The sequence below is a fragment of the Spirillospora sp. CA-108201 genome, from assembly GCF_050936235.1.
Classification (GTDB): domain Bacteria; phylum Actinomycetota; class Actinomycetes; order Streptosporangiales; family Streptosporangiaceae; genus Spirillospora.
The window spans coordinates 7,080,714-7,107,709 of record NZ_JBNJNE010000001.1; the positions used below are offsets into that span (position 1 = coordinate 7,080,714).

39 protein-coding genes are annotated in these 26,996 nt (G+C 70.8%); 31 read left to right on the plus strand and 8 right to left on the minus strand.

Features of this window, described 5'->3' with window-relative positions:
- Positions 1–7 precede the first annotated feature (7 nt).
- The 17 genes from rplP (at position 8) to ACQEU6_RS34150 (ending at position 8,882) form a co-directional block, all read left to right on the plus strand.
- Positions 8–427 (plus strand): 50S ribosomal protein L16, encoded by a 420-nt coding sequence (gene rplP / locus ACQEU6_RS34070; protein WP_089314943.1) that lies wholly within the window; start codon positions 8–10, stop codon positions 425–427.
- Positions 427–666 (plus strand): 50S ribosomal protein L29, encoded by a 240-nt coding sequence (gene rpmC, locus ACQEU6_RS34075; RefSeq protein WP_089314942.1) that lies wholly within the window; start codon positions 427–429, stop codon positions 664–666. The genes rplP and rpmC overlap by 1 nt, the downstream gene beginning before the upstream one ends.
- Positions 663–935, plus strand: coding sequence for a 30S ribosomal protein S17 (rpsQ, locus tag ACQEU6_RS34080; protein WP_179845947.1), 273 nt, complete (start codon positions 663–665; stop codon positions 933–935). The genes rpmC and rpsQ overlap by 4 nt, the downstream gene beginning before the upstream one ends.
- Before the next feature lie 111 nt (positions 936–1,046).
- Positions 1,047–1,415, plus strand: a complete 369-nt coding sequence (gene rplN / locus ACQEU6_RS34085; protein WP_021596728.1) for a 50S ribosomal protein L14 — start codon at positions 1,047–1,049, stop codon at positions 1,413–1,415.
- Positions 1,415–1,723 (plus strand): 50S ribosomal protein L24, encoded by a 309-nt coding sequence (rplX, locus tag ACQEU6_RS34090; RefSeq protein WP_141580642.1) that lies wholly within the window; start codon positions 1,415–1,417, stop codon positions 1,721–1,723. Before rplN ends, rplX begins: the two co-directional genes overlap by 1 nt.
- Positions 1,724–1,728: 5 nt before the next feature.
- Entirely contained in the window at positions 1,729–2,304 is a 576-nt protein-coding gene (rplE, locus tag ACQEU6_RS34095) for a 50S ribosomal protein L5 (RefSeq protein WP_499337442.1), read from the plus strand.
- A gap of 2 nt (positions 2,305–2,306) precedes the next feature.
- The gene (locus ACQEU6_RS34100) at positions 2,307–2,492 is read left to right on the plus strand and encodes a type Z 30S ribosomal protein S14 (protein ID WP_067454638.1); all 186 of its coding nucleotides are present in this window, start codon (positions 2,307–2,309) and stop codon (positions 2,490–2,492) included.
- A 146-nt stretch (positions 2,493–2,638) separates the two neighbouring features.
- Positions 2,639–3,037, plus strand: a complete 399-nt coding sequence (rpsH, locus tag ACQEU6_RS34105; RefSeq protein WP_089314938.1) for a 30S ribosomal protein S8 — start codon at positions 2,639–2,641, stop codon at positions 3,035–3,037.
- A 16-nt stretch (positions 3,038–3,053) separates the two neighbouring features.
- Entirely contained in the window at positions 3,054–3,590 is a 537-nt protein-coding gene (gene rplF / locus ACQEU6_RS34110; RefSeq protein WP_499337444.1) for a 50S ribosomal protein L6, read from the plus strand.
- Positions 3,591–3,592: 2 nt separating this feature from the next.
- A complete protein-coding gene (gene rplR / locus ACQEU6_RS34115; RefSeq protein ID WP_089314936.1) occupies positions 3,593–3,979 on the plus strand; it encodes a 50S ribosomal protein L18 in 387 nt (128 codons plus the stop codon).
- Positions 3,980–4,013: 34 nt separating this feature from the next.
- Positions 4,014–4,634 (plus strand): 30S ribosomal protein S5, encoded by a 621-nt coding sequence (gene rpsE, locus ACQEU6_RS34120; protein ID WP_372505490.1) that lies wholly within the window; start codon positions 4,014–4,016, stop codon positions 4,632–4,634.
- The gene (rpmD, locus tag ACQEU6_RS34125) at positions 4,631–4,813 is read left to right on the plus strand and encodes a 50S ribosomal protein L30 (RefSeq protein WP_021596720.1); all 183 of its coding nucleotides are present in this window, start codon (positions 4,631–4,633) and stop codon (positions 4,811–4,813) included. The genes rpsE and rpmD overlap by 4 nt, the downstream gene beginning before the upstream one ends.
- Before the next feature lies 1 nt (position 4,814).
- Positions 4,815–5,300 carry a 50S ribosomal protein L15 gene (rplO, locus tag ACQEU6_RS34130; RefSeq protein ID WP_499337446.1) on the plus strand — a complete coding sequence of 162 codons (486 nt, stop codon included), beginning with the start codon at positions 4,815–4,817 and terminating at the stop codon, positions 5,298–5,300.
- Between the two features lie 299 nt (positions 5,301–5,599).
- Positions 5,600–6,826, plus strand: coding sequence for a preprotein translocase subunit SecY (gene secY, locus ACQEU6_RS34135; protein ID WP_499340427.1), 1,227 nt, complete (start codon positions 5,600–5,602; stop codon positions 6,824–6,826).
- A complete protein-coding gene (locus ACQEU6_RS34140; RefSeq protein WP_499337448.1) occupies positions 6,826–7,476 on the plus strand; it encodes an adenylate kinase in 651 nt (216 codons plus the stop codon). Before secY ends, ACQEU6_RS34140 begins: the two co-directional genes overlap by 1 nt.
- 107 nt (positions 7,477–7,583) lie before the next feature.
- Positions 7,584–8,408, plus strand: coding sequence for a type I methionyl aminopeptidase (gene map, locus ACQEU6_RS34145; protein ID WP_499337450.1), 825 nt, complete (start codon positions 7,584–7,586; stop codon positions 8,406–8,408).
- Positions 8,409–8,438: 30 nt separating this feature from the next.
- Complete coding sequence (locus ACQEU6_RS34150) at positions 8,439–8,882, plus strand: DUF1707 SHOCT-like domain-containing protein (protein WP_499337452.1); 444 nt, start codon at positions 8,439–8,441, stop codon at positions 8,880–8,882.
- A 70-nt stretch (positions 8,883–8,952) separates the two neighbouring features.
- Here ACQEU6_RS34150 and ACQEU6_RS34155 read toward each other — a convergent pair whose 3' ends face one another.
- Positions 8,953–9,768, minus strand: coding sequence for a phosphodiesterase (locus tag ACQEU6_RS34155; protein WP_499337454.1), 816 nt, complete (start codon positions 9,766–9,768; stop codon positions 8,953–8,955).
- A gap of 222 nt (positions 9,769–9,990) precedes the next feature.
- Positions 9,991–10,602: a hypothetical protein gene (locus ACQEU6_RS34160; protein WP_499337456.1), complete on the minus strand. Its 612-nt coding sequence runs from the start codon at positions 10,600–10,602 to the stop codon at positions 9,991–9,993.
- A 261-nt stretch (positions 10,603–10,863) separates the two neighbouring features.
- Between ACQEU6_RS34160 and infA the strand changes: the two genes are divergently transcribed.
- The 8 genes from infA (at position 10,864) to truA (ending at position 15,772) form a co-directional block, all read left to right on the plus strand.
- Positions 10,864–11,085 (plus strand): translation initiation factor IF-1, encoded by a 222-nt coding sequence (gene infA, locus ACQEU6_RS34165; protein ID WP_034519601.1) that lies wholly within the window; start codon positions 10,864–10,866, stop codon positions 11,083–11,085.
- A gap of 66 nt (positions 11,086–11,151) precedes the next feature.
- Positions 11,152–11,265 carry a 50S ribosomal protein L36 gene (gene rpmJ, locus ACQEU6_RS34170; protein ID WP_021596712.1) on the plus strand — a complete coding sequence of 38 codons (114 nt, stop codon included), beginning with the start codon at positions 11,152–11,154 and terminating at the stop codon, positions 11,263–11,265.
- Between the two features lie 199 nt (positions 11,266–11,464).
- Positions 11,465–11,845: a 30S ribosomal protein S13 gene (rpsM, locus tag ACQEU6_RS34175; RefSeq protein WP_363973738.1), complete on the plus strand. Its 381-nt coding sequence runs from the start codon at positions 11,465–11,467 to the stop codon at positions 11,843–11,845.
- A gap of 48 nt (positions 11,846–11,893) precedes the next feature.
- Complete coding sequence (gene rpsK, locus ACQEU6_RS34180) at positions 11,894–12,295, plus strand: 30S ribosomal protein S11 (RefSeq protein WP_021596710.1); 402 nt, start codon at positions 11,894–11,896, stop codon at positions 12,293–12,295.
- Positions 12,296–12,314: 19 nt separating this feature from the next.
- Positions 12,315–12,941, plus strand: a complete 627-nt coding sequence (gene rpsD / locus ACQEU6_RS34185) for a 30S ribosomal protein S4 (RefSeq protein ID WP_499337463.1) — start codon at positions 12,315–12,317, stop codon at positions 12,939–12,941.
- 103 nt (positions 12,942–13,044) lie between these two features.
- A complete protein-coding gene (locus ACQEU6_RS34190; protein WP_067454600.1) occupies positions 13,045–14,058 on the plus strand; it encodes a DNA-directed RNA polymerase subunit alpha in 1,014 nt (337 codons plus the stop codon).
- A 95-nt stretch (positions 14,059–14,153) separates the two neighbouring features.
- Positions 14,154–14,669 carry a 50S ribosomal protein L17 gene (rplQ, locus tag ACQEU6_RS34195; protein WP_499337467.1) on the plus strand — a complete coding sequence of 172 codons (516 nt, stop codon included), beginning with the start codon at positions 14,154–14,156 and terminating at the stop codon, positions 14,667–14,669.
- Between the two features lie 209 nt (positions 14,670–14,878).
- Positions 14,879–15,772 (plus strand): tRNA pseudouridine(38-40) synthase TruA, encoded by an 894-nt coding sequence (gene truA, locus ACQEU6_RS34200; protein ID WP_499337471.1) that lies wholly within the window; start codon positions 14,879–14,881, stop codon positions 15,770–15,772.
- Between the two features lie 16 nt (positions 15,773–15,788).
- Here the strand turns inward: truA and ACQEU6_RS34205 are convergent, their stop codons facing one another.
- The 4 genes from ACQEU6_RS34205 to ACQEU6_RS34220 form a co-directional block, all read right to left on the minus strand.
- On the minus strand, positions 15,789–16,478 hold the full coding sequence (locus ACQEU6_RS34205; protein WP_499337473.1) for a hypothetical protein: 690 nt from the start codon (positions 16,476–16,478) through the stop codon (positions 15,789–15,791).
- Entirely contained in the window at positions 16,472–17,350 is an 879-nt protein-coding gene (locus tag ACQEU6_RS34210) for a hypothetical protein (RefSeq protein ID WP_499337476.1), read from the minus strand. The genes ACQEU6_RS34205 and ACQEU6_RS34210 overlap by 7 nt, the downstream gene beginning before the upstream one ends.
- Before the next feature lie 24 nt (positions 17,351–17,374).
- Entirely contained in the window at positions 17,375–18,556 is a 1,182-nt protein-coding gene (locus ACQEU6_RS34215) for a hypothetical protein (protein WP_499337478.1), read from the minus strand.
- Between the two features lie 120 nt (positions 18,557–18,676).
- Positions 18,677–19,459 carry a CAP domain-containing protein gene (locus tag ACQEU6_RS34220; RefSeq protein WP_499337480.1) on the minus strand — a complete coding sequence of 261 codons (783 nt, stop codon included), beginning with the start codon at positions 19,457–19,459 and terminating at the stop codon, positions 18,677–18,679.
- An 812-nt stretch (positions 19,460–20,271) separates the two neighbouring features.
- Here ACQEU6_RS34220 and rplM point away from each other — a divergent pair.
- The 3 genes from rplM to glmM all read left to right on the plus strand — a co-directional run bounded on the left by rplM (position 20,272) and on the right by glmM (position 22,822).
- Entirely contained in the window at positions 20,272–20,724 is a 453-nt protein-coding gene (gene rplM, locus ACQEU6_RS34225) for a 50S ribosomal protein L13 (protein WP_499337483.1), read from the plus strand.
- Between the two features lie 101 nt (positions 20,725–20,825).
- Complete coding sequence (rpsI, locus tag ACQEU6_RS34230) at positions 20,826–21,335, plus strand: 30S ribosomal protein S9 (protein ID WP_499337484.1); 510 nt, start codon at positions 20,826–20,828, stop codon at positions 21,333–21,335.
- A 143-nt stretch (positions 21,336–21,478) separates the two neighbouring features.
- On the plus strand, positions 21,479–22,822 hold the full coding sequence (gene glmM, locus ACQEU6_RS34235) for a phosphoglucosamine mutase (protein WP_499337485.1): 1,344 nt from the start codon (positions 21,479–21,481) through the stop codon (positions 22,820–22,822).
- 36 nt (positions 22,823–22,858) lie between these two features.
- On the opposite strand, the gene ACQEU6_RS34240 is transcribed toward glmM, so the two are convergent.
- Together ACQEU6_RS34240 and ACQEU6_RS34245 are read right to left on the minus strand one after the other, a co-directional pair.
- Entirely contained in the window at positions 22,859–23,182 is a 324-nt protein-coding gene (locus ACQEU6_RS34240; protein WP_499337487.1) for a hypothetical protein, read from the minus strand.
- A 19-nt stretch (positions 23,183–23,201) separates the two neighbouring features.
- Positions 23,202–23,894 carry an HNH endonuclease family protein gene (locus ACQEU6_RS34245; protein ID WP_499337489.1) on the minus strand — a complete coding sequence of 231 codons (693 nt, stop codon included), beginning with the start codon at positions 23,892–23,894 and terminating at the stop codon, positions 23,202–23,204.
- 136 nt (positions 23,895–24,030) lie between these two features.
- Between ACQEU6_RS34245 and ACQEU6_RS34250 the strand changes: the two genes are divergently transcribed.
- From ACQEU6_RS34250 to ACQEU6_RS34260, 3 genes are all read left to right on the plus strand, one after another.
- The gene (locus ACQEU6_RS34250) at positions 24,031–24,987 is read left to right on the plus strand and encodes a DUF389 domain-containing protein (RefSeq protein WP_499337490.1); all 957 of its coding nucleotides are present in this window, start codon (positions 24,031–24,033) and stop codon (positions 24,985–24,987) included.
- Between the two features lie 86 nt (positions 24,988–25,073).
- Complete coding sequence (locus tag ACQEU6_RS34255) at positions 25,074–26,048, plus strand: ABC transporter ATP-binding protein (RefSeq protein WP_499337491.1); 975 nt, start codon at positions 25,074–25,076, stop codon at positions 26,046–26,048.
- Positions 26,045–26,923, plus strand: coding sequence for an ABC transporter permease (locus ACQEU6_RS34260; RefSeq protein WP_499337492.1), 879 nt, complete (start codon positions 26,045–26,047; stop codon positions 26,921–26,923). Before ACQEU6_RS34255 ends, ACQEU6_RS34260 begins: the two co-directional genes overlap by 4 nt.
- The last annotated feature ends 73 nt before the right edge of the window (positions 26,924–26,996 follow it).

The window sequence follows — 26,996 nt, forward strand, 5'->3', positions numbered from 1 at the left end:
GTAACCGATGCTGATCCCTCGCAAGGTCAAGCACCGCAAGCAGCACCACCCGAAGCGCCGCGGCATGGCCAAGGGCGGCACGAGGGTGACGTTCGGCGAGTACGGCATCCAGGCCGTCGAGAGCGCGTACGTGACCAACCGGCAGATCGAGGCCGCGCGTATCGCCATGACCCGCCACATCAAGCGCGGCGGCAAGGTCTGGATCAACATCTTCCCGGACCGCCCGCTGACCAAGAAGCCCGCCGAGACCCGCATGGGCTCCGGCAAGGGCTCCGTGGAGTGGTGGGTGGCCAACGTCAAGCCGGGCCGCGTGCTGTTCGAGATCTCCTACCCGAACGAGCAGGTCGCTCGGGAGGCGCTCACCCGCGCGATCCACAAGCTGCCGATGAAGTGCAAGATCGTTAAGCGAGAGGTGGGTGAGTCCTGATGGCCAAGGGTCTTACCGCCGACGACCTGCGGACCGAGCCCGAGGACGTCCTGGTCACCAAGCTCAAGGAGGCCAAGGAGGAGCTGTTCAACCTCCGCTTCCAGGCCGCGACCGGCCAGCTTGAGAGCCACGGGCGGCTGCGCACCGTCAAGCGCGAGATCGCTCGCATCTACACCGTGATGCGGGAGCGCGAGCTCGGCATCGTGACGGTCGAGGACGCCGCGGAGGGCAACGAATGACCGAGCAGACGACCGAGCAGCGGAGCAGCCGCAAGATCCTTGAGGGTCTCGTGGTCAGCGACAAGATGGACAAGACCGTGGTCGTGTCCGTCGAGGACCGCGTGAAGCACCCGAAGTACCACAAGGTGATCCGCCGCACGAAGAACTACAAGGCGCACGACGAGGCCAACGAGTGCGGCGTCGGCGACCGCGTCCGTCTCATGGAGACCCGCCCGCTGTCGGCCACCAAGCGGTGGCGCGTGGTGGAGATCCTCGAGAAGGCCAAGTAGGGCCGCAGGGCCCGCGGGACGCAGTCCCGCCATTGACCACAGTCTGGTTCCACCAGGCTCGGCGCCCGTGAAGGGGGCGCCGAGAACCGGTGTGACGAACAGGAGTTAGACGTGATCCAGCAGGAGTCGCGACTCAAGGTCGCCGACAACACGGGTGCGAAGGAGATCCTTTGCATCCGGGTTCTCGGCGGCTCGGGTCGGCGCTACGCGGGAGTCGGCGACATCATCGTCGCGACGGTGAAGGACGCACTTCCCGGCGCCGGCGTGAAGAAGGGTGACGTCGTCAAGGCGGTCGTCGTGCGCACCCGCAAGGAGCGCCGGCGCCCGGACGGCTCCTACATCCGCTTCGACGAGAACGCCGCCGTCCTGATCAAGGACGGCGGCGACCCCCGCGGCACCCGTATCTTCGGCCCGGTGGGCCGCGAACTGCGCGAGAAGAAGTTCATGCGCATCATCTCGCTCGCGCCGGAGGTGCTCTGATGAAGATCCGCAAGGGCGACGAGGTCATCGTCATCGCCGGCAAGGACAAGGGCGCGACGGGCAAGGTCCTGCGCGTCATCCCCCGCGAGGAGCGGGTCGTCGTCGAGGGCGTCAACCTCATCACCAAGAACATCAAGGCCGACCAGCAGCGTGCCGGCAAGGAGAGCGGTCGCGTCACGGTCGAGGCGCCGCTGCACGTCAGCAACGTCGCGATCGTCGAGGACGGCAAGCCGGCCCGGGTCGGTTACCGCACCAACGACGACGGCACGAAGGTTCGGATCTCGCGCCGTAGCGGTAAGGAGATCTGAGACCGATGACCGAGACCGTTACCGAGCGTCCCGTGCCGACGCCGAGGCTCAAGGTGCGCTACCGCGAGGAGATCGCGGGCCAGATGCGCGAGCAGTTCGGCTACGCCAACGTCATGCAGATCCCCTCGCTGACCAAGATCGTGGTCAACATGGGGGTCGGTGACGCGGCCAAGGACGCCAAGCTGATCGAGGGCGCGATCCGCGACCTGGCGGCGATCACCGGGCAGAAGCCCGCGGTGAACCGGGCCCGCAAGTCCATCGCGCAGTTCAAGCTGCGCGAGGGCATGCCGATCGGCGCGCACGCCACGCTGCGCGGCGACCGGATGTGGGAGTTCCTGGACCGCCTGCTGGCCACGGCGCTCCCCCGCATCCGCGACTTCCGCGGGCTGTCGCCGAAGCAGTTCGACGGCAACGGCAACTACACCTTCGGGCTGACCGAGCAGGTCATGTTCCACGAGGTGGACCCGGACAAGATCGACCGCTCGCGGGGCATGGACATCACGGTCGTGACGTCCGCGAAGACCGACGACGAGGGCCGGGCGCTGCTCAAGCTCCTGGGCTTCCCCTTCAAGGAGAACTGAGCATGGCGAAGAAGTCGCTGATCGCCAAGGCGGGGCGGAAGCCGAAGTTCGGCGTGCGCGCCTACACTCGGTGCTCGCGCTGCGGGCGTCCGCGCTCCGTCTACCGGAAGTTCGGCCTGTGCCGCGTGTGCTTCCGGGAGATGGCCCACCGCGGTGAGCTGCCTGGCATCACGAAGTCCAGCTGGTGACCGCGTCCCCGGAGCCGCGCTCCGGGGGCGGCGGAAGCCGGCCTGTAATGACCAACCGGGCGCCTGAGAGGGTGTCCACGACCGCGCCAAAGGTCCACGGGCCGCATCAACCCGAGGAAACCGTGGCGAGGGAGGGCCAGTAGGCCATGACGATGACCGACCCGATCGCAGACATGCTGACGCGTCTGCGCAACGCGAATTCGGCGTACCACGACTCCGTGGCCATGCCGTACTCGAAGATCAAGGCGCACATCGCCGAGATCCTCCAGCAGGAGGGCTACATCTCGGGCTGGACCGTGGAGGACGCCGAGGTCGGCAAGAAGCTCCTGATCGAGCTGAAGTTCGGCCCGACCCGCGAGCGTTCGATCGCCGGCATCAAGCGCGTCTCGAAGCCGGGTCTGCGCGTGTACGCGAAGAAGGACAACCTGCCGAAGGTCCTGGGCGGGCTGGGCGTCGCGATCATCTCGACGTCCTCGGGCCTGATGACGGACCGTCAGGCCGGCAAGCGCGGAGTGGGCGGGGAAGTCCTCGCCTACGTCTGGTGAGGGGAGGGCACTTCTAATGTCTCGTATCGGACGTCTCCCCATCGGCGTGCCCAGCGGCGTCGAGGTGAAGCTCGAAGGCCGCGAGGTCACCGTCAAGGGCCCGAAGGGCACGCTCTCGCACACCGTCGCCGAACCCATCGAGGTCGCGCAGGAAGACGGCCAGCTCGTCGTCTCCCGGCCCAACGACGTCAACAAGGTGCGCGGTCTGCACGGGCTCACCCGGACACTGATCAACAACATGGTCGTCGGTGTCACCGACGGCTACAAGAAGACCCTGGTCATCCAGGGCGTCGGCTACCGGGTGGTGGCCAAGGGCAAGAACGTGGAGTTCTCGCTCGGCTACAGCCACCCGATCCCGTTCGAGGCGCCGGAGGGCATCACCTTCACGGTGGAGAAGCCGACGCAGCTCGTCGTCGAGGGCATCGACAAGCAGCTCGTCGGTGAGATCGCCGCCCGCATCCGCAAGCTGCGCAAGCCCGACCCGTACAAGGGCAAGGGCGTGCGCTACGAGGGCGAGCAGATCCGCCGCAAGGTCGGAAAGGCTGGTAAGTAGTCATGGCAGGCACCAAGACCCTGGCCGGCAAGGCCACGAGCGGTCGCCAGCTTGCTCGCAAGCGCCGGCACCTGCGGGTCCGCAAGAAGGTCGTCGGCAGCGCCGCGCGGCCGCGCCTGGTCGTGACCCGCTCCAGCCGGCACGTGTTCGTCCAGGTCATCGACGACGACAAGGGCCACACGCTGGCCAGCGCGTCGACGATGGAGGCGGACCTGCGCGCCGACTCCGGCGACAAGACGGCCAAGTCCCGCAAGGTCGGCGAGCTCGTCGCCGAGCGGGCCAAGCAGGCCGGCGTCCACGCGGTCGTGTTCGACCGCGGCGGCAACAAGTACCACGGCCGCATCGCCGCAGTCGCGGACGGTGCGCGCGAGGGGGGCCTGGAGCTCTGATGGCCCTTTACAAGGTGAACGAGAGGAACCACTGATGGCAGCGCAGAGGCGTGGTGGCGGTCAGGGTGGCGACCGTCGCGACCGCCGCGACGACCGCCGCGGTGGCGCCGACAAGGGCCAGTCGTACATCGAGAAGGTCGTGGCGATCAACCGTGTCGCCAAGGTCGTCAAGGGCGGGCGTCGCTTCAGCTTCACCGCCCTGGTGATCGTCGGTGACGGCAACGGCACCGTCGGCGTCGGCTACGGCAAGGCCAAGGAGGTGCCCGCGGCGATCGCCAAGGGCGTCGAGGAGGCCAAGAAGCACTTCTTCAAGGTGCCGCGGATCCAGGGCACGATCCCGCACCTGGTGCAGGCGCGCGACGCGGCGGGCGAGGTCCTGCTCCGTCCGGCCAGCCCCGGTACCGGCGTCATCGCCGGGGGCCCGGTGCGCGCGGTCCTGGAGTGCGCCGGCATCCACGACGTGCTGAGCAAGTCGCTGGGCAGCGACAACGCGATCAACATCGTGCACGCCACGATCGCGGGTCTGAAGTCGCTGAAGCGTCCCGAGGAGATCGCGGCCAAGCGCGGCCTTCCGATCGAGGACGTCGCCCCGGCGGCCATGCTGCGCGCGCGCGCCGCGGGCAGCGAGCCGAGGGCGGAGGTCGCGTCGTCGTGAGCAACTTGAAGATCACGCAGACCAAGTCCGTGATCAGCGAGAAGCAGAACCAGCGTGACACGCTGCGTACCCTGGGCCTGAAGAAGATCGGGCAGAGCGTGGTCCGCGAGGACCGCCCCGAGGTGCTCGGCATGATCCGGACGGTGGCGCATCTGGTCACCGTCGAGGAGGTCGACTGACATGGCGGCTGATCTCGGTAAGGACTCCGCTGCGGAGACCGAGGGCACCCCGCTCAAGGTGCACGACCTGCGTCCGGCCCCCGGCGCCAACAAGGCCAAGACCCGCAAGGGCCGCGGCGAGGCGTCCAAGGGCAAGACGGCCGGTCGCGGCACCAAGGGCACGAAGGCCCGCAACACCGTCCCCGTCGGTTTCGAGGGCGGCCAGATGCCCCTGATCCGGCGGCTTCCGAAGCTCAAGGGCTTCACGAACCCCAACCGGGTCGAGTTCCAGGTCGTGAACCTGGACAAGCTCGCCGCGCTCTACCCCGAGGGCGGCGAGGTCACGGCGGAGGACCTGGCGGCCAGGGGCGCGGTGCGCCGCGGCCGTCCGGTCAAGATCCTCGGCACGGGCGACATCTCCGTCGCGGTGCAGGTGAAGGCGCACGCCTTCTCCGGCGCCGCCAAGGAGAAGATCGCCGCCGCCGGCGGATCCGCCGACGAGCTGTAAGAAGGAACTCCTTCGATGCCGGGGCCGTACCCGCGTGAGGCCCGGGGCCGTGAGGCCGCCGGGTCGGGCGGGGCGGCCCCGGTGTCATCTGCTGTTAGAGTCACACGAGCGAAGGTATCCGGCGTGAGATTGCGCACTCTGCCACCACACCGGGTATTCTCCGCCCGAACTCATGGACCTGAAACCGCCTCCCCGGCGGCCATGAACCCGCCAGCCGCGCAGGAGGAATGGTGCTGACCGCGTTCGCTCGGGCTTTCCGTACGCCTGACCTGCGTAAGAAAATCCTCTTCACGTTGTTCATGATCGTCGTGTTCAGGATCGGGTCGATCCTGCCGACGCCCAACGTGAACGTGAAGGTGCTGAAGGAGACCGCCGACGCGGCCAAGAACAGCAACCAGCTCTACGGCCTGGTCGACCTGTTCAGCGGCGGCGCGCTGCTGAAGCTGTCGGTCTTCGCGCTCGGCATCATGCCGTACATCACGGCCAGCATCATCCTGCAGCTGCTGACGGTGGTGATCCCGCGGCTGGAGGCCCTGAAGAAGGAGGGCCAGGCCGGCACGACGAAGATCACCCAGTACACCCGGTACCTGACGGTCGGGCTGGCGATCCTGCAGGCGACCGGCATCGTCGCGATGGCGAGCACCGGCCAGCTGTTCCAGGGCATCTCCGGCAGCGGCGACATCCTGTACGACAAGGGCATCTTCCCGATCGTCACCATGGTGATCATCATGGTGGCGGGCACGTCCGTCATCATGTGGCTGGGCGAGCTGGTCACCGACCGCGGTGTCGGCAACGGCATGTCGATCCTGATCTTCACCCAGGTGGTGGCGGTCTTCCCCGCCCAGTTCTGGAGCATCTACAAGACCAAGAACGGGTTCGTCTTCGCGATCGTGATCCTGGTGGGTCTGGCGATCATGGCCGGGGTGGTGTTCGTCGAGCAGGCGCAGCGGCGCATCCCCGTCCAGTACGCGAAGCGGATGGTGGGCCGCCGCATGTACGGCGGCACGTCGACCTACATCCCGCTGAAGGTCAACCAGGCCGGCATCATCCCGATCATCTTCGCGTCCTCGCTGCTCTACCTGCCGGTTCTGGCCACCCAGCTGTGGCCCAACACCAAGTGGCTGCAGAAGGTGCAGCCCTATCTCCAGCAGGACAACGCCTGGCACATGGGGATCTTCTTCGTCTTCATCATCTTCTTCACGTACTTCTATGTGGCGATCACCTTCAACCCCACTGAAGTCGCCGACAACATGAAGAAGTATGGTGGATTCATCCCAGGTATCCGTCCTGGTCGGCCGACCGCCGAGTACCTCGACTTCGTGCTGACCCGGATCACCACACCCGGTGCGCTCTACCTGGGGCTCGTGTCCCTCGTCCCGATGGTCGCCTTCGCACTCATGAAGGCGAGCTCGGACTTCCCGTTCGGCGGCACGAGCATCCTCATCGTCGTCGGCGTCGGACTGGATACCGTGAAGCAGATCGAGAGTCAGCTCCAGCAGCGCAACTACGAGGGCTTCCTCCGGTAGTGCGTATCGTCCTGGTGGGCCCCCCGGGTGCGGGCAAGGGGACGCAGGCCCAGTTCATCGCATCTCACCTGTCGGTCCCGAAGATATCGACAGGTGACATCTTCCGCGCGAACGTCAGTGGCGGGACGCCGCTCGGCCGGCAGGCCAAGCAGTACATGGACCGCGGCGACCTCGTCCCCGACGAGGTGACGATCGCGATGGTCCGCGACCGGCTCGGCGAGGACGACGCCCGCGACGGGTTCCTGCTGGACGGGTTCCCGCGCAACGTCCCGCAGGCCGAGACGCTCAAGAAGATCCTCGCCGAGTGGGAGACCCGTCTCGACATCGTGCTGGAGCTCGTCGTCGACGAGGACGAGGTCGTCCGGCGGCTGTCGGGCCGGCGCACCTGCGACAAGTGCGGCCGGATCTGGCATGTCGACTTCGACGACAAGCAGGACGACATCTGCGACGACTGCGGCGGTCACCTGTTCCAGCGGGACGACGACAAGGAAGAGGTCGTCATGCACCGCCTGGAGGTGTACCGGCACGACACGTCGCCGCTGGTGCAGTTCTACGCCGACGAGAACATCCTCGTCGGCATCGACGCGACGGGACCGGTCGAAGAGGTCACCAAGCGTGCCCTGACCGCGCTGCGCCCGCTGGAGAAGTGACCGGCCCGCCTGAGAAGTGACGGGCCTGCCGTGGAACTGCCGGCGCGGACGCGGTCTCCCCGCGTCCGCGCGGCCGTTCCGGCGCGAGAACCGGGGCAAGGGGAGAGATGTTCAAACGGCGTAGGCCCGCGATCCAGATGAAGACCGCGGAGCAGATCGAGCTGATGCGCGCCGCTGGGCTGCTCGTCGGCCGGACGCTGGAGCTGCTGCGCGAGGCCGTCAAGCCCGGCATGAGCACCCTGGACCTGGACGCGCTCGCCGAGCGGCACATCCGCGACAACGGCGGCGTCCCGTCGTTCAAGGGCTACCACGGCTTCACCGGCACGATCTGCGCCTCGGTCAACGAGGAGATCGTGCACGGCATCCCGCGGGCCGACAAGATCCTGCGCGAGGGCGACGTGCTGTCCATCGACTGCGGCGCGATCGTGGAGGGCTGGCACGGCGACGCGGCGATCACGGTCCCGGTCGGGGAGATCACCGACGAGGAGCGGCGGCTGCTGGAGGTCACCGAGGCGTCCCTGTGGCGCGGCCTCGCGGCCGGGCTCGCCGGCGCCCACCTCACCGACATCTCCCATGCCATCGAGTCCCACATCCGCTCTCAGGGCCCCTACGGCATCGTCGAGGGCTACGGCGGGCACGGCATCGGGACCGAGATGCACATGGACCCGCTGATCGCCAACCACGGGGCGCCGGGGCACGGGCCCGTCCTGGAGCCCGGCATGTGCTTCGCGGTGGAGCCGATGGTGAATCTCGGCACGAAGGAGACCGCCGAGCTCGACGACGGCTGGACGGTCGTGACGACCGACGGGCGCGCCTCGGCGCACTTCGAGCACACCTTCGCGGTCACGGCCGACGGTCCCCGCGTCCTGACGGCGCTGGACGAGGGCCGAGACCGGTTCGCGAACCTCGGATCCGCGCCGCAGAATGGATAGGGAAGGCAGGTCCTGAGGAGCGGAGGAACGATGGCGCCGAACCCTGAGATCCGGGCGTCGGATGCCGACCGCGACCGGGTGGCGGCGAGTCTGCGCGAGCACTGCGCGGAGGGCCGGATCACGATGGACGAGCTGCAGGAGCGGCTGGACGCGGTCTACGGGGCGAAGACGCTCGGGCAGCTCCAGGAGGTCACCTCCGACCTGCCGGAGGAGGACCTGTACCAGCTCCCGGTCCCCGCGACCCAGAGCAAGGGCACCGCGTCGCCGGCGCGGCCGCCGTCCGGCGACCTCGAACCGCAGCGGATGCGCGCGATGTGGGCCGCCTGGGCGACGGTCAGCGCGATCAACGTGACCATATGGCTGATCATCCTGGTGACGTCGGGCGCGGTCTACCCGTGGTGGATCTGGGTGGCGGGCCCGTGGGGCGCCGTCCTCCTGATGCGCACGATCTTCGGCGGCCGCCAGGGCGACTGACGACGCGCCCGCCCGCCAGAGCCCCGGTCGCCGCGCCCGCCGGGGCCGTCGCGACCGCGCCCTGCGGGGCTCACTCCACGTCCATCAGGGGCCGGTAGTTGCCGGTCGGGGCGAAGTGGGTGGTGGCGGTGCCGTCCTCGCCGACGAGGTGGAGGGCGAACCCGGCGGGCTCCCCGGTGACGGCCGCGCGGCCCCGCTGGGTGAGGTCGAGGAACAGCTGCCGGTAGGTGCTCGGGCAGGTGGTGCAGACCCGCCCGGCCAGTGAACCGACCGTCGCCCGGTGCGCGTGCCCGGAGATCACCCGCACCACCTGCGGGTGCCGGGAGATCACGGACGCGAACCCGGCGGGGTCGACGAACCGCAGGTCGTCGATGAACCGCATCCCGATCGGGTACGGCGGGTGGTGGGTGGCGATCACGGTCGGGACGCCGGGGGCGGCGCTCAGCGTCTCCTCCAGCCAGGCCAGCCTCTCCTCGCTCATGTGCCCGTGGGAATGGCCGTCGACGGTGGTGTCGCAGCAGACCAGGCGCACGCCGGCCACGTCGACGGCGTACTGGACGGGCGCCCCGGGCCCGGTCCCGGTCGCCGCGACGGCCGGGTGGTCGGCGAACATGCGGCGCATCTCGTCGCGGTCGTCGTGGTTGCCGCACATCGGGTAGACGGCCATCGGCAGCGGCGACAGCAGCGCGTGCAGCCGGGCGTACTCGGAGGGCAGGCCGCGGTCGGCGAGGTCGCCGGTGAGGACGACGGCGTCGGGCCGCGCGGGCAGCGACAGCAGGCTCGACACGGCGGCCCGCAGCGCGCGGACCGGCCCCGAGTCGTCATCCATCCTGCCGTCGCGTGCGGCCGCCAGATGGATGTCGCTCAGCTGAGCGATGATCGCCATCGATCCCCTCCCCGTTGCCCCCAGCACATCACGGAACCCCGGGCTCCGGGCAGCCCCGGGCGAGCGGGCGCCGGGACGATCTTCGCGCCCGGGCGGCGGCACTGTCGACTCGCCCCCCGGCCAGGGCCCGATCCGCTGAAGGTCGCCCCCGGCAGACCTCAGGGATAGCCCACACCTGGCAGGAGGCCCGCGCTCTCCGGAGGGACGGTCGTCTCGCGCTGCTCAGGCGACGTGGGGGATCACCAGGGAGAGGGCCGAGGTGACCTCTTCGGGGGCGGGGGCTATGTCGGGGACGACGTCGCGGAGGGCGAGCCAGCCGTTGATGGCCTGGACGGTCGGCTTGGCCTCGATGAGCTGGGGGTCGTCCAGCCCGTACCAGGCGGCGACCTTCGACCAGCGCCACAGGCGGTGGCCGGCGGTGGACATCTCCGAGGACGGGAAGCCGGTGGCGCCGCGCGCCCCGGTGATCGCGTGGCGGACCGAGTCCAGGGAGCGGCCCACCCGCTCGGCGATGTCGCGGATGGTCAGCAGCGGGTCGGCCTCCACGTGCAGGACGTGCAGGCCGGGCGCGCTCTCCTCGACGTGCCCGACCACCTCCATGATCGCGGCGGCGAGGGTGGCGCCCGACCAGGTGCACGAGGCGTTGCCCAGACGGTCGGCCGAGCGGAGCTCGTCGTTTGGACGGTGGTGGGCGGGGGCTGGAGGACGGTCGCCGTGCTGCGGCTCGCTGATGATCGACACCGTGACGGCGCCGTGCGTGCGGTCGAACAGCGGGTCGAGCTCGTCCTCGTAGAGGGGTCGGCTGAGGATCAGCGCGAAGTCATAGCTCGGCATGCTGACCCTCCTCGAACGTCGCTCTCCTGGAAAGGTACAACGCGCAGGCGATGTATGCTTGACTCGGGAGCAGTCTCCGGACACGTGTCATGCGTCGATTTCGCATTGGACGGCCGGTTGGCGTAAACTTCCTTGTCGGTCCGTCGACGGCCGCCCGATTTCCCCTTCCTGGCGCATCCGCGCTGCGGTGCGGGTCGCGGCCGATTCTCCCCTGGAGAGCCGGGCCGCGTCCAATGAGCCGATCAGCGAAGCGCGGAGGACATGCCCAAGAAAGAAGGGGCCATCGAGATCGAGGGCACCGTCATCGAGTCTCTGCCGAACGCCATGTTCAAGGTGGAGCTCGACAACGGGCACAAGGTGCTCGCCCACATCAGCGGCAAGATGCGGATGCACTACATCCGAATCCTGCCGGACGACCGCGTCGTTGTGGAGCTGAGCCCCTACGACCTCACGCGCGGTCGGATCGTCTACCGCTACAAGTAAATCCCACTGGGGTTGCCTTCCCCGTGCGTGGCGGCGCGGGGGTGACCCTTATCTCTAGGAGACCCAGTGAAGGTCAAGCCGAGCGTCAAGAAGATCTGCAACAAGTGCCGCGTCATCCGCCGGCACGGCCGGGTCATGGTCATCTGCTCCGACCCGCGCCACAAGCAGCGTCAGGGCTGACGCTCACAACCCAGCAAGCGCACCGCAGCCTTCACACGGCCGTACGCGCCGGGTCCCGCGAATCCGCGGGCCCGGCCGTACGGCAGTGTCGTGTGGAGGAGCACCCCCGGAACCTTCGGAGGCCGGGGCCGCCACCCGGGCAGGGTGTTCGCGGAAGCGGTGCGTCCATACCTCCGGACGAATGAAGGGAACTGCCCACATGGCACGCCTCCTCGGCGTCGACCTTCCGCGCGACAAGCGCCTTGAGGTCGCTCTCACCTACATCTTCGGGATCGGCCGGACGCGGGCGCTGGAGACCCTCTCGGGCACCGGCGTCAGCGGCGACCTGCGCGTGCACCAGCTCGGCGACGACGAGCTGGTCAAGCTCCGCGACTGGATCGAGGCGAACTACAAGATCGAGGGTGATCTTCGCCGCGAGGTCCAGGCGGACATCCGCCGCAAGATCGAGATCGGGTGCTACCAGGGCATCCGGCACCGCCGCGGGCTTCCGGTGCACGGTCAGCGCACGCAGACCAACGCGCGCACCCGCAAGGGCAAGAAGAAGACCGTGGCCGGCAAGAAGAAGGCCGGCAAGAAGTAGTCCGGAGTCGGTCCTCCGGATCGATGACCTCAAGAGTAGAGAGAGCACATGCCTCCTAAGAGCCGTGTCGGCGCCAAGAAGGTGCGCCGCAAGGAAAAGAAGAACGTCGCTCACGGGCACGCCCACATCAAGAGCACGTTCAACAACACGATCGTTTCGATCACCGACCCCAACGGCAACGTGATCTCCTGGGCCTCCTCGGGCCACGTCGGGTTCAAGGGCTCGCGCAAGTCCACCCCGTTCGCCGCGCAGCAGGCCGCCGAGGCCGCCGCCCGGCGCGCGATGGAGCACGGCATGCGCAAGGTCGACGTCTTCGTGAAGGGCCCGGGCTCGGGCCGCGAGACCGCCATCCGGTCGCTGCAGGCGACCGGCCTCGAGGTCGGCTCGATCCAGGACGTCACGCCCGTTCCGCACAACGGCTGCCGCCCGCCGAAGCGTCGCCGGGTCTGAGCAGGGGAGATCTAGAACAATGGCTCGTTACACCGGTGCGGACTGCAAGCTCTGCCGCCGCGAGAAGATGAAGCTGTTCCTCAAGGGCAGCAAGTGCGAGGGCCCGAAGTGCCCGATCGAGATCCGTCCCTACCCTCCGGGTGAGCACGGCCGCGGTCGGCCCAAGGAGACCGAGTACCTGCTGCAGCTTCGCGAGAAGCAGAAGGCGCGGCGCATCTACGGCGTGCTGGAGCGGCAGTTCCACAACTACTACGTCGAGGCGAACCGCCAGCAGGGCAAGACGGGTGACAACCTGCTCACGCTGCTGGAGCGCCGGCTCGACAACGTCGTCTACCGGGCCGGCTTCGCCAAGTCCCGCGACATGGCCCGCCAGCTGATCCGGCACGGCCACATCCGGGTCAACGGCAAGAAGGTCAACATCCCGTCGGCCCTCGTCGGCGAGGCCGACATCATCGACGTCAAGGCCAAGTCGATGGAGATGACGCCCTTCCAGGTCGCCAAGGCCGAGGTCGGCGACCGCCCGGTCCCGGCGTGGCTCGGGGTCGACGGCGAGAAGATGCGCATCCTCGTGCACTCGCTGCCCGTCCGGCAGCAGATCGACGCTCCCGTCCAGGAGCAGCTGATCGTCGAGCTCTACTCCAAGTAAGGGCTCAACGCCCGCCGGGGCCCCGGGTGGGGTCCCGGCGGATCGGGGAAGAATCCAGAACGCGGTAGTCAAATAGCGGGCACCGCGGAAAGAAGGCACCACCATGCTCATCGCTCAGCGTCCCACTCTCACCGAAGAGCAGGTCGACGAGTACCGGTCGCGGTTCACCATCGAGCCGCTGGAGCCGGGCTTCGGGTACACGATCGGCAACTCGCTGCGCCGTACCCTGCTCTCCTCCATTCCCGGTGCGGCCGTCACCAGCATCCGGATCGAAGGCGTCCTGCACGAGTTCTCCACCGTGCCCGGGGTGAAGGAGGACGTCACCGACATCATCCTGAACCTCAAGGAGCTCGTCGTCTCCTCCGAGCACGACGAGCCCGTCGTCATGTACCTGCGCAAGCAGGGCCCGGGCGAGGTGACCGCGGCCGACATCGCGCCGCCGGCGGGCGTCGAGGTCCACAACCCGGACCTGCACATCGCCACGCTGAACAACAAGGCCAAGCTGGAGATGGAGCTGACGGTCGAGCGCGGCCGCGGCTACGTCTCGGCCGCGCAGAACAAGCAGCCGGGCCAGGAGATCGGCCGGATCCCGATCGACTCCATCTACTCGCCCGTGCTCAAGGTCACCTACAAGGTCGAGGCCACCCGAGTCGAGCAGCGCACCGACTTCGACCGCCTCATCCTGGACGTGGAGACCAAGCAGGCGATGCTGCCGCGCGACGCGGTCGCCTCCGCCGGCAAGACCCTCGTCGAGCTGTTCGGGCTGGCCCGGGAGCTCAACGTCGAGGCCGAGGGCATCGACATGGGCCCGTCCCCGACGGACGCCGCGCTCGCCGCGGACCTGGCCCTGCCGATCGAGGAGCTGAACCTCACGGTCCGCTCCTACAACTGCCTGAAGCGCGAGGGCATCCACTCCGTGGGCGAGCTCGTCGCCCGCAGCGAGCAGGACCTGCTCGACATCCGCAACTTCGGCGCCAAGTCGATCGAAGAGGTCAAGCAGAAGCTCAACGACATGGGCCTGTCGCTGAAGGACTCCCCGCCCGGGTTCGACCCGAGCGCGGCGGCCGACAACTACGGCGACGACGACCAGGGCTACGCCGAGACCGAGCAGTACTAGGAACCCGAGTCCGGCGGCCGGGGACCGCGGTCCCCGGCCGGTCCGGAACCAGCTGACACCGGTACCTGACACGGCCGGTGCAGGAAGGAAACGACATGCCCCAGCCCACCAAGGGCGCCCGCCTGGGCGGCGGTGCCGCGCACCAGCGCCTGATCCTGGCCAACCTGGCCACGGCGCTGTTCGAGCACGGCCGCATCACCACCACCGAGGCCAAGGCCCGGCGGGTGCGTCCGCTGGCGGAGAAGCTGATCACGAAGGCGAAGAAGGGCGACCTGCACAACCGTCGCCTGGTCGCCAAGACGATCCGCGACAAGGGCGTCCTGCACGAGCTCTTCACCGAGATCGCGCCGCGCTTCGAGACCCGTCCGGGCGGCTACACCCGCATCACCAAGATCGGGCCGCGCAAGGGCGACAACGCCCCGATGGCCGTGATCGAGCTGGTGCAGGAGCAGCTGGCGGCGTCCACCGGCGGGTCCGCTCCCGCCGCCGAGGCCGCCCCGGCGCCGAAGGCCGAGGAGAGCGAGGCCAAGGCGGACGAGACCGCGGCGGTCGACGCCAAGGACGAGGCCGCCGGCGACGCGGAAGCCAAGGACGAGGGCGAGAAGGAGTAATCCGCCTTTTGACCTGGGCGAGCGTTTGCTCGACCTTCGTGAGGGCCCGCCGTTTCCATCGGGACGGCGGGCCCGAACTTTGCCAGACTTGATCGCATGGTCATGGCAGGAGGGCGACGGTTCACCGGGGATCGTGTCAGGGGAGTGCCCGACGAGCGCGGGGTGCCCGGAGGGAAGAACGGACGTTGCAGAAGGACGACTCGGCTGACATGACCGCACTGGTACGACTCCGGCTCGACATCTCCTACGACGGGTCGGACTTCGCGGGCTGGGCGCGGCAGCCGAACCAGCGGACCGTCCAGGGCGTCATCGAGGACGCGCTGGCCCGGATGCTGCGCCTGGACCCGCCGCCCATGCTCACCGTCGCCGGCCGCACCGACGCCGGCGTCCACGCCCGCGGGCAGGTCGCCCACCTCGTCGTCCCCGTCGCCGCCTACTCGGCGATCAACGGGACGATGCCGCGCCGCCTCGCCGGGCTGCTGCCCCCGGACGTGCGGGTGTGGCGCGTGTCGACCGCCCCGGAGGGGTTCGACGCGCGGTTCTCCGCGCTGTCGCGCCGCTACGTGTACCGGGTGTGCGACAACCCCTTCGGGGTGGAGCCGCTGCGCCGCCACGACGTGCTGTGGCATCCCCGCCCCCTGAACCTCGGCCGGATGAACGAGGCCGCCCGCCGGCTGGTCGGCGAGAACGACTTCGCCGCGTACTGCCGCAGGCGGGAGGGCGCGACGACGATCCGCGAGCTGCTGCGCTACGAGTGGGCGCGCGACGACCGCGACCCGCACCTCGCGCTCGCCACGGTGGAGGCCGACGCGTTCTGCCACTCGATGGTCCGCGCGCTCGTCGGCGCGCTGCTGATGGTGGGGGACGGGCGGCGCGAGACCGAGTGGCCCGCGCAGGTGCTCGCGGCTCGCGTCCGCGACTCCGGCGTGAACGTGGCGCCCGCGCACGGCCTGTCGCTGGAGGAGATCCGCTACCCCGGGGACGAGAGCCTGGCCAGGCGCGCCCAGGAGACGCGCCGGGTCCGGACGCTGAACGCCACGGCCGCGGCGGCCGCCGAGCAGCCCGCCCCGCCCGGGGGCGCCGCGCCCCGGCAGGGCGGCTGACCCGCCGTCCCGGGGCTCAGCCCCGGGACCGCGCCACGACCGGGCGCAGGTCGTAGTCCAGGAACTGCTGCGCCGCCTTCTTGATGGTCGGGTCGCCGGGCTTGGCCTTCTTGCCGTTCGCCCACTGGACGTAGGCGTAGGCGACGTACCGGCCGCGGACGGTCGCCGCCGCGTACCCGCCGGCCTGGTCGATGTCGGGGGACCGCTTGCCCGCCATGCCGCGGAACCATTCGTAGCGGGCGGGGTCGCCCGCCTTGCTCACGGCGGTCGCGGCCGCCTTCGTCGGCAGCACCGCGATGCCGGAGGTGACGGCGAGCTTGCTCTCCGGGTCGATGTAGGTGGCGCGGACGATCTTGCGGCACTGCTCCTTGCGGAGGGCGGCGAGCATGGAGCCGCGGGCCGCGTAGGTGACGTCCCGGTTGAGCGACCAGCGGTCCCGGAGGTAGGTCCGGTCGCCGAACCGGATGGTCTCGGTCGGGAAGACGTCGCGGAACGTCAGGTCGGCGGTGTCGGTCTTCTCGTTGGTGATGTCCACGGGGGCCGTGGGCGTGGCGGACGGCGTCGCCGCGGGCGTGGTCTGCGCCGCCGCGGGAGCCTCGGGGGTCTTGCCGTCCTTGCCGTCCTTGCCGTCCGATCCCGTCCCGCCGATGAGGAACAGGGCGCCGACCGCCGCGAGGATGACCGCGGCGACGCCGCCGATCAGCACCGGGCGCCCCTTGCTCGCGCCCCGGCCGGTGGCGGGCATGCCCTGCGGGGGGCGTCCGGGCGGCGGGGCGTCGGCGGGGCCGCGCCCTCGGCGTGGAATGGCGCGCCGCCCGGGGGCTGCTGCGCGCCCGCCGCGCCCACCGCGGCCGGATCGCCGTGCGGGAACGGGCCGCTTCCGGTGGGCGGGACGACGCCGGGCGGCAGGATGGCGTCCGGGACGAGCACGGGCTCCGGGGAGGCGGAGTCCTCCGCTTCCCGGGCCTTCTCGAACGCCGAGAGCGACGCGGGGATGTCCGTCGCGGTGTCGGCCGCGGCGTGGGTGTCGGTCACGGCGGGGTTGTCCACGGTGGCCTCGGTCTCTGGTGTGACGGCCCCCGCGGCCCCGCCCCGCGGCGCCGTGTCCCGGGGCCCGCCCTGTGCGGGCGGGACGGGCGGGAAGCCTTCGGGGTCGGTCTCGTCGGGGGAGATCTGCGGCTTGACGATCGGCTCGGCGGGGACGGCGCCGCGGGAGTCGACGCGCGGGACGCCCCTCCCGGCGACGAGGGTCCCGGGCGGCGCCGAGCCGGCCTCGGTGGCGGGGGGAGCCCCGAAGGCCGTGGGGGCCCCGAAGGCGCCGGGCGCCCCGGGGTTCAGGGGAGCCTCGGGAGCGGAGACGCCCGCCTCGTCCTCGGCCCCCTCGACCACGGGGTCCTCAACCACGGCGTCCTCGACGACGGGCGCCGACAGCATCCCCGGCGCCTGCTCGGCGGGCGGGGTGGCCTCCGCGGACTCCGCGGCCCACCAGGGGGCCTCCAGTCCGAAGGCGGGGAGCTTGAGGGGAGCGGCCTCGTCGGCCTGCTCGCCGTGCTCCCGTGCGTCTCTAGGTCCAGACATAAGCAGTGAGAGTATTCAAAGGGGTCACTTCTGGAGGGGCTTGCCTTCGGTCTCCCGGTAGTGCAGCGCCAGTGCCAGGTTGCTGCCCTTGACCAGCTGGGTGCCGAAGACCTGAACGGCGGCATGGTACTTGCTGGAGATCTTCTTGCCGTCCGGGCGCTGCACCCACGTCATGATGACGTAGTGGCCGCGCGCCTGCGAGGTGCCGAGCGCCTCGCCCTTGCCGTTGTTCTTGCTGACGCCCTTGCCGGGCAGCGCCACCAGGAACGCGTCCTTGGCCGCGGCGGCCTTGACGGCCTTCTTGGCCGCGACCTCGGTCTGCAGGTTGAACACGCCGACCGTCCCGATGAGGGAGCCGTTGCTCAGCGCGTAGGTCGCCCGGAGCGCCTGCGTGCAGCGCCCCTTCTTGAGCGCGGCCGCCAGGGAGGTGCCGCCGACGACGCCGGTGCAGGACTTCTTCCCTGCGGCGGCCGTCCGGACGTACTTGAGTTTGCCCGTCTTGAACGTCGCCTTGCCGAAGGCCTCCTTGAGGGTCAGCGGCGCGGGGTCGGTGGTGCGGCTCTGCAGCTTCACCGGGGCGAGGACGGGCTGCGTGGGGCTCGGCGTGGCCTGCGGCTGCCGGGAGGCGGCCTGCGTCGGCTTCGGCGCCGGCTTGGAGTCGCCCTTGAGCATCGACGACAGCCCGACGCCGCCGCCGATGAGGAGGATCCCGGCGACCGCGGCGCCGCCGATGATCAGCGGCAGGTTGCGGCGGCGCTCGGGGCGCGCGGGCGCGTCGGACGGCCCGGGCGGCATGCCCTCGTAGGAGCCGAAGCCGCCCCCGCCCGGGGGGCCTTCGCCGAAGGCGCCGCCGGCGACGGGCTCGTCGTCCCACGCGCGCGGCTGGTCGGACCAGGCCGCGGTCCGCTCACCGGGCGCCTCGCCCCCGGGCGCACCGCCGGGCGCACCGCCGCCGTAGGGGGCGTTGCCGAGCCCGTCGTTGCCGAACTTGTCCTGGCCGAAGTCGTCCTGGCCGTACTTGTCGTCGCCGAAGCCGCCGCTGCCGAACGCCGGCGGCCTGCCGGGCCTCTCGCGGCGTGGCGCGAAAGGGGATTCGTCGTTGTCCTGGCCGTACGGCGGCGCTTCGGCTCCGGGTCCGTACGGCGCGTGCGGCGACTGCCGGGGAGGCCAGTCGCCGGGTTTGCCTTGATCGCCCGGATAACCCATGGGTTGGACCTTACCGTTCCTCGTTCAGGGTTCTGGACCTTCGCGACACCCACCATGACATGGGAACGAACCGGACGCCGGTGATTTGCCGAAGGTCATGTCCCCGCCGGGCGAGGGCGGTCACTTCCAGCCGAAGTCCTGCGTCCACAGCGGCCCGCCGGACCCCGAGGCCATCCCGACGCCGATGGCGCGCAGCCCGCAGTTCAGGATGTTCGCCCGGTGGCCGGGGCTGTCCATCCAGCCCTTCACGACGGCCGAGGCGGTCGGGTAGCCCTTGGCGATGTTCTCCGCCCCGGGGCTGCTGTACCCGGCGTCCTCCATCCGCTTCCACGGGCTGTCGCCGTTGCGGGACGTGTGGTCGAAGTAGTTGTTGGCCGCCATGTCCGCGGAGTGCTTGCGGGCCGCGGTGGCGAGCCGCGCGTCGGTGCGCAGCGCCGGGCAGCCGTGCTTGGCGCGTTCGGCGTTGGTGAGCGAGACCACGCTCGCCTCGGGACCGGACGACCCGCCGGAGCCGCCGGACCCGCCGCCCGGAGTCGTGCTCCCGCCCGGCGTCGAGGGGGCGTCCGACCCGGCGGACCTCTGGGACTTCGTGGGCTCGGCCGACGCGCTCTTCGGCGGGTGGATCACCTTGAGCGGCGGTGTCCGCTCCTCGGCGGCCGGCGCGGAAGAGGCGCCGGTGCGGCCTGCGCCGCCCGCGCCCGTCCCGGAGCCGCTGCCGGAGCCCGGACCGGGGCTCTTGCCGGTCGCGGCGAGCGGGTCGCTCTGCGGGCCGGCCGGGACCTCCACGGACGGGCTGCGCTGCGCCCCGGAGGCGGACGTCTTCTCCGACCGGAACTGGGGCAGGACGACCCGGTCGATCACGACGCCGGTGCCGATGGCGAGGGCGGACGCGGTGGCGGCCACGACGATCCCCTTCGCGCCCTTCCTCCTGGGGCGCCTGTCGCCCGGCGGGCGTCCGTTCCAGAACACGTCGCCGTCGCTCGGCCGCCGCTCCGCGGGCGGGGGTTCCCGGCGGGCGCGCCGCGGGCCGCTGGCGACGAGTTCGTCGCGGTAGGGGGAGACGCCGGAACGCGGGGGGACGTCGGAACGCGGGGGGACGTCGGAACGCGGGGGGACGTCGGAACGCGGGGGGACATCGCGCGGCGCGGAGGCGTCGCGTCCTGCGGGGCCGGGGCGCCCGGCGGGGCCGGGCCGCCGGCGTCCGGCGGGGTCGGCTGGTCTGCGGGGAGTAGTCAGCGAGGGCTCCCGGGTGCGGGCCGGCGTGAGCCGGCGTGGACCGGTCGCCCGGCACCATATCCCGATATGGACCCTCTGTTACCGAAATGATTCCAGAAAAGGCTCAACCGCTACCATGTGTTATCGCCGCGGTGCTGAACGTCCCCTCCCGGGCACCGCCGGGCGTACGGCATACTGGGCACGCGGCCGGAAGCGCCAGCGCGGCTCGTTTTGACCCGTGTGCGCGTGGCCGAGTATCCTGCGTATTTGTTGTGTGCGTCGGCGCCTGCTCGCTGCAGGTGGGAGGCGCGGCGACCTGTCGGTGCGTCCCCATCATGTGCGTCCTCGTGGCCGCGTGCGGGCCCCGGCATCCCGGAGCGCCGGGTTGGTGATCCTCTGATCGGCGCGAGCAGGATTCCGCTGCCAGGTGGCACCCGTCCGCGAGGTCGGGTGGAGGATCGAAACCGCTGAGAGTCGACGAGAAACGAAGGCTTACGACCGTGCGCACGTACACCCCTAAGCCCGCTGACGTCCAGCGTCAGTGGTACGTCATCGACGCGACCGATGTCGTGCTGGGCCGTCTCGCCAGTCAGGTCGCAACGCTGCTCCGGGGTAAGCACAAGCCGATCTACGCCCCGCACCTCGACACCGGTGACTTCGTCGTCATCGTGAACGCCGACAAGGTGGCGCTGTCCGGCAACAAGCTGGAGCAGAAGCGGGCCTACCGGCACTCGGGCTACCCGGGCGGTCTGCGCTCGGTGAGCTACGCCGACCTGCTGGCCAAGCACCCCGAGCGCGCCGTCGAGAAGGCGATCAAGGGCATGCTGCCCAAGAACACCCTCGGCCGGAAGATGTTCGGCAAGGTGAAGGTCTACGCCGGGCCGGACCACCCGCACCAGGCGCAGAAGCCGGTCCCGTTCGAGATCACCCAGATCAGCCAGATCAAGAAGTGACGCCCGCGCACGAGCCGATCGTGCGCGACCCGGAAGCAGAGGCCGCCGGGGCACCCGACTGACGGGCCAGCCGCCCTGGCTAGAACACCCCGAGGAGAACCGTGGACGACACCACCGGCGCCGAGCAGGCCGCCGAGCTCGACTCGTACGAGGAAGCGCCCTCCGAGTACAGCACCGAGACCCCCGAGACCGCCGGCGAGGGCTTCCTCGGCCAGCCGGTCGCGACCGGCCCCGCGGCCGGCACCGGCCGCCGCAAGCAGGCCATCGCGCGGGTCCGCATCGTTCCCGGCAGCGGCCAGTGGAAGATCAACGGCCGCACCCTGGACCAGTACTTCCCGAACAAGGTGCACCAGCAGATCGTGAACGAGCCGTTCGTGCTGCTGGGCCTGGAGGGCCAGTTCGACGTGCTCGCGCGCGTCAACGGCGGCGGCACCACCGGCCAGGCCGGCGCGCTGCGCCTCGGCATCTCCCGCGCGCTGCAGTTCGCGAACATCGAGCACCGCCCGGCACTGAAGAAGGCCGGCTTCCTCACCCGCGACGCGCGGGTGCCCGAGCGCAAGAAGGCCGGTCTCAAGAAGGCCCGCAAGGCTCCGCAGTACAGCAAGCGTTGATCGACGGCACGAGCCGTCGCACCCCGTGGCTACTTCGCAGCCGGCCCCCAGGGCCGGCTGCACCCGGGTGCGGCGGCTCGTCCGCGTTTCCGGGTGTCCTCTGCCTCTTTTCCGGAACCTTCTCTCTGATCGGGAGTTGAACTGTGGCTCGTCTGTTCGGGACCGACGGCGTGCGCGGACTCGCCAACCGCGACCTGACCGCCCCGCTCGCCATGGACCTGTCCGTCGCGGCGGCGCGGGTCCTGGGGGAGCAGGGCGCGTTCAAGGGGCACCGCCCGGTCGCGGTGGTCGGCCGCGACCCCCGCGCCTCGGGCGAGTTCCTGGAGGCCGCCGTCGTGGCGGGCCTCGCGAGCGCCGGGGTGGACGTGCTGCGCCTCGGCGTCCTGCCGACGCCCGCGGTGGCGCACCTGGCCCACGCGCTGGACGCCGACCTCGGCGTGATGCTGTCGGCCTCGCACAACCCGGCCCCCGACAACGGGATCAAGTTCTTCGACCGCAGCGGCTACAAGCTCCCCGACGAGTTGGAGGACCGCGTCGAGGCGCGGCTCGGCGAGGTGTGGGAGCCGCCGACCGGCGCGGGCGTCGGCCGCGTCCGGGAGGCGCACGGCGCGGTCGAGCAGTACGTCGCGCACCTGCTGACCACGCTCCCGGTCTCGCTGGACGGCCTGCGCGTCGTCATCGACTGCGCCAACGGCGCGTCCAGCGACGTCGCCCCGGAGGCGCTGCGCCGCGCGGGGGCCGAGGTCATCACGATCGGGACCGCCCCCGACGGGCTGAACATCAACTCCGGCTGCGGCTCCACCCACCTGCAGACGCTGCAGAAGGCCGTCCGGGAGCACGGCGCGGACGCCGGCATCGCCAACGACGGCGACGCCGACCGGTGCCTGGCGGTGACCGCGGACGGCGAGGTCGTCGACGGCGACCAGATCATGGCGATCCTCGCCCTGGACCTGCGGGAGGCGGGCGCGCTCGCCGCCGACACCGTGGTCGCGACCGTGATGTCGAACCTCGGCTTCAAGCTGGCCATGCGGGAGGCGGGGATCACCGTCGTGGAGACCGCGGTCGGCGACCGGTACGTCCTGGAGGCGATGAAGGCGGGCGGCTTCGGCTTCGGCGGCGAGCAGTCCGGCCACGTGATCATGCTGGACCACGCGACGACCGGGGACGGCGTCCTCACCGGCCTGCACCTGCTCGCCGCGATGGTCCGCCGCGGGCGCCCGCTGGACGAGCTGGCCAAGGTGATGACGCGGCTGCCGCAGGTCCTCGTCAACGTCAAGGACGTCGACAAGGACCGGGCCAAGACCTCCCCGGAGCTGGCCGCGGCCGTCTCCGCCGCCGAGGAGGGCCTCGGCGGCACCGGCCGCGTCCTGATCCGCCCGAGCGGCACCGAGCCGATGGTGCGCGTGATGGTGGAGGCGGCGTCCGAGGCGCAGGCCCAGTCGGTGGCCGAGCACCTCGCCGGCGTGGTCCGCACGGCCCTCGGCTAGCACGGCGCCCGGCCGGGCGGGCGCCGCCCCGCCCGGCTAGCGCTCGTCGATCTCCAGCCGGCCGACCTTCAGATGCGCGATCTCGACGGTCCCGGCCTGGAGATGGCCGATGACCGCCCGCTTCACGGCGAGCCTGCCGATCGCGACCGCGCCGACCGCGACCGCGCCGAGGGCCATGGCGCCGAGCGCCAGGGAGCCGAGCCCGTTCCCGGCCCGCAGCGTGAGACCGGTCGCGGAGGCGCCGGTCACCTCCGCCCCGGTCGCCCGCGCCCCCACGCCCCGCTCCGTCCGCACCCGCGGCAGCTCCCGCTCGGCGCTCTCCACGTCCTTGTCGGCTCCCTCGCCGCGCGATTCGCTCATGGGACGAGCCTACGGCCGGTCAGCAGCGGGCGAGGAAGTTCTGGAGCGCGTCGTGGTCGGAGCGCGTCACCGGGAGCGAGTACTCCTTCGCGACCGCGACGTACTTGATCGCGTAGACGCACTGGAAGCCCTTCTGCGGCTTCCACTCGCCGGGGCCGGAGTCGCTCTTCTCCCGGTTGGGCACGCCCCAGACGGCGAGCAGGTTGTCGTGGTCGTTGGCGAACTGCTCGCGCCGGTCCTCGCTCCAGCGGGAGGCGCCCATCCGCCAGGCGAGGGCGAGCGGGTAGACGTGGTCGATCTGCACCTCGGCGGCGTCCTTCTTCTTCTCGAAGGAGATCTGCTTGCCGCTGTAGGGGTCGTCGAGACTCCCGGAGAGCACGATGCAGCGGCCCTTCTTCTCGACCTTCGTCAGGTCGCGGGCGAGGACGTCGTTGCGCTGGTCGCAGCCGTTGTGGTCGGTGTCCTTCCAGCGCGTGCCGAACTTGTCGCGCCGGTAGCCGCCGTCGGCGGCGGACGCGATCCGCAGCCCCGACAGGTTCCTGCGCGCCTTGCCCGCCTCGCCCGAGGCGGGCTTGGTCGAGCCGGACGAGGGCGATCCCGTCTGCGAGAGGCCCACGTCGCCCTCGCAGCCCGCCGTCGCCAGCGGGACGGCGAGCGCGAGGCCCGCCGCGGCCGTCCGCGCGGCCTTCATCAGCACTGGAGGCTGTGTCATGACTTCACCGTCCTGGGGGGAGTTTCTGAGGGTTTTTGCCCTCTTGGAGGTAAATAATCGATCAATCATTGTGGCCTGGTCTTCCTCCGGTTCCGCCCGGGACGCGGCACCGCGATCCATGCGGCACGATTAGCCCGTGTTGCATCTCAGAGCGATCGTCCCGGCCGACCGGACGGAAGCGGTCTGCAAGGAGCTGGCGGCCTGCGCCGGCGCCGCGAACGTCGTCGTGATCGAGGGCGCCGCCCGCGCCCCGCAGGGCGACCTCGTGACCGCCGACATCGCCCGCGAGTCGGCCAACGAGGTACTGGACGCGCTGCGCGCCCTCGGCGTCGACCGGGACGGGTCGATCGCCCTCGACAAGGTCGACCTCACGCTCTCCGACCGGGCCGAGGTGGCCGAGGACCTGGCGCCGGGGCACGGCGACGACGCCGTCGTCTGGGAGGAACTGGACCGGCAGGTCAGCGAGGGGACCGCGCTGACCTGGTCGTTCGTCGCGTTCCTCGTGCTGGCGACGCAGCTCGCCGCGATCGCGGCGCTGATCGACTCGCCGGTGCTGGTGGTCGGCGCCATGGTCCTCGGACCGGAGTTCGCGGCCATCGCGGCGATCTGCTTCGGGCTGGCCCGGCTCCAGCCCGGACGCATCGTGCACGCGCTGCGGGCGCTGGTCATCGGGTTCGCCGCGGCGATCGCGGTCACCTACGCGTGCGCGCTGGCGGCCCGGTGGACCGGCGTGATCGAGCTGGACCGCCTGCCGGCCGACCGCCCGCTCACCGCGTTCATCTACAGCCCCGACCGCTGGTCGTTCATCGTCGCGCTGCTCGCCGGCGCCGCGGGCGTGCTGTCGCTCACCGCGGGCAAGTCGTCGGCGCTGGTCGGGGTGTTCATCTCGGTCACCACCGTGCCCGCGGCGGGCAACCTCGCGGTCGCGATGGCGCTCAGGCACGGCAGCGAGATCAACGGGTCGCTGCTCCAGCTCGGCGTCAACGTCGCCGGAATGATCATCGCGGGGACGCTGACCCTGCTCCTCCAGCGGGCCGTGTGGGCCGTCGTGCTGCGCCGGCGCGGCCGAAGGAGTGCGCCGCGGGGAACTTAGGTCGCTCCGGCATCGGACGAAAGGCTTCCCTCTGATCGCCCTTCAGGGGGACGTGCCGCGCGGAGCCAGCCGCTAGGTTCGACGGTATGCCCATCATCGCCACCCAGGGCCTGACGATGAGGTTCCCCCGGGTGACCGCCTTGGACGACCTCTCGGTGGCCGTCGAGCCCGGAGTCGTCGGCCTGGTCGGCGCCAACGGCGCCGGCAAGTCGACGCTCATCAAGATCCTCCTCGGGCTGCTGCCGCCCACCTCCGGGACCGCGACCGTGCTCGGCCTCGACATCGCCCGCGAGGGCCTGCGGATCCGCGAGAGCGTCGGCTTCATGCCCGAGTACGACTGCCTGCCGCCGGACGTGTCCGCGACCGAGTTCGTCGTGCACATGGCCCGGATGTGCGGTCTGCCGCCGACCGCGGCCCGCGAGCGCGCCGCCGACACCCTGCGGCACGTCGGCCTGTACGAGGAGCGCTACCGCCCCATCGGCGGCTACTCGACGGGAATGCGCCAGCGGGTGAAGCTCGCGCAGGCCCTCGTCCACGACCCGAAGCTCGTCTTCCTGGACGAGCCCACCAACGGCCTCGACCCGGCCGGGCGCGACGAGATGCTCGACCTGATCCGCCGGATCGGCACCGAGTTCGGGATCAGCGTCCTCGTCACCTCGCACCTGCTGGGCGAGCTGGAGCGGGTCTGCGAGCACGTCGTCATCGTCGACGGCGGGAAGCTGCTGCGCTCCCAGGCCGTCGAGGCGTACACGGCCGAGAGCGGCGTCCTCACCGTCGAGGTGGACGAGGGACGCGACACGCTCGGGCGGCACCTCCACGACCAGGGCGTGGCCGTCCGTCCGGAGGGCCGGTTCCTCGTCGTGGACATCGCCGGCGAGCAGACCTACGACCTGGTGCGCGACGGCGTCGCGGAGCTCGGGCTCCGGCTGATCCGGATGGAGCAGCGGCGCCACCACATCGAAGAGGTCTTCCAGACGCCGCCCGCACCGCAGGCCCCGCCCGGCGGCGCGCGGCCCGGTGACGTCCAGCCCGGTGACGTCCAGCAGGGAGCGCCGCGATGAGCACCAGCACCATCCACGACATCGGCTACCGGCACTACGACGGGCGCCGCAACGGCCGCGCGTACGTGCTGCGGTCGCTGTACGTGCACAACCTGCGCGCCGCCTTCGGGCTCGGCCGTCCCGCGCGGGCGAAGGTGATGCCGTTCCTGCTGGCGGCGATCATGCTGCTGCCGGCCGCGGGGTCGGTCGCGGCCTTCGCCTTCACCAAGCAGGAGGACGCGCTCTTCCGCTACGCCTCCTACGCCAACATCATGCAGGTCATCGTGGCGATCTTCCTGGCCACGCAGGCGCCGGTGCTGGCCTCGCGGGAGGTGCGCTTCCACGTCATCCCGCTGTACTTCTCCCGCCCGGTCGGCCATCTCGACTTCGTGCTGGCGAAGGCCGCCGCGATGGCGAGCGCGCTGTTCGCGCTGACGGCGGTGCCCGTCACCGTCCTGTACGTCGGCGGGCTGATCTCCAAGATGCCGGATCCGGGCGAGCAGCTGCTGAAGTACCTCGGCGCGCTCGTCGGCTGCGTGCTGTTCGCGCTCGTCCTCGCCGCCATCGGGATGGTCGTCGCGGCGTTCACCCCGCGGCGCGGGTTCGGGGTCGCCGCGGTCATCGCCGTCTACATGATCAGCGCGGCGTTCGTCGGCGCGGTCCAGGGGATCGCCGAGGCGCAGACGAACTTCACCCTCCAGGGCTGGGCGGGGCTGTTCACGCCGTTCAACCTGGTCGACATCGTCCAGGTGCGGCTGCTCGGAGCCCAGTCGTCGTCGGCCGGGGTGCCGTCCGGCGTCGCCGGCGGCGTGGTCGCGCTCGCGGTGTGCGCCCTGATCGTCCTCGGTTCGGTCGCGGTGCTGTACCGCAGGTTCCGGAAGGCGGGGCTCTCCTAAATGAGCGAAGCGAACCGGGGGGTGTGGGGGGTCGTCCCCCCACGGGGAGCCGGGTTGAGCGAAGCGAACCGGG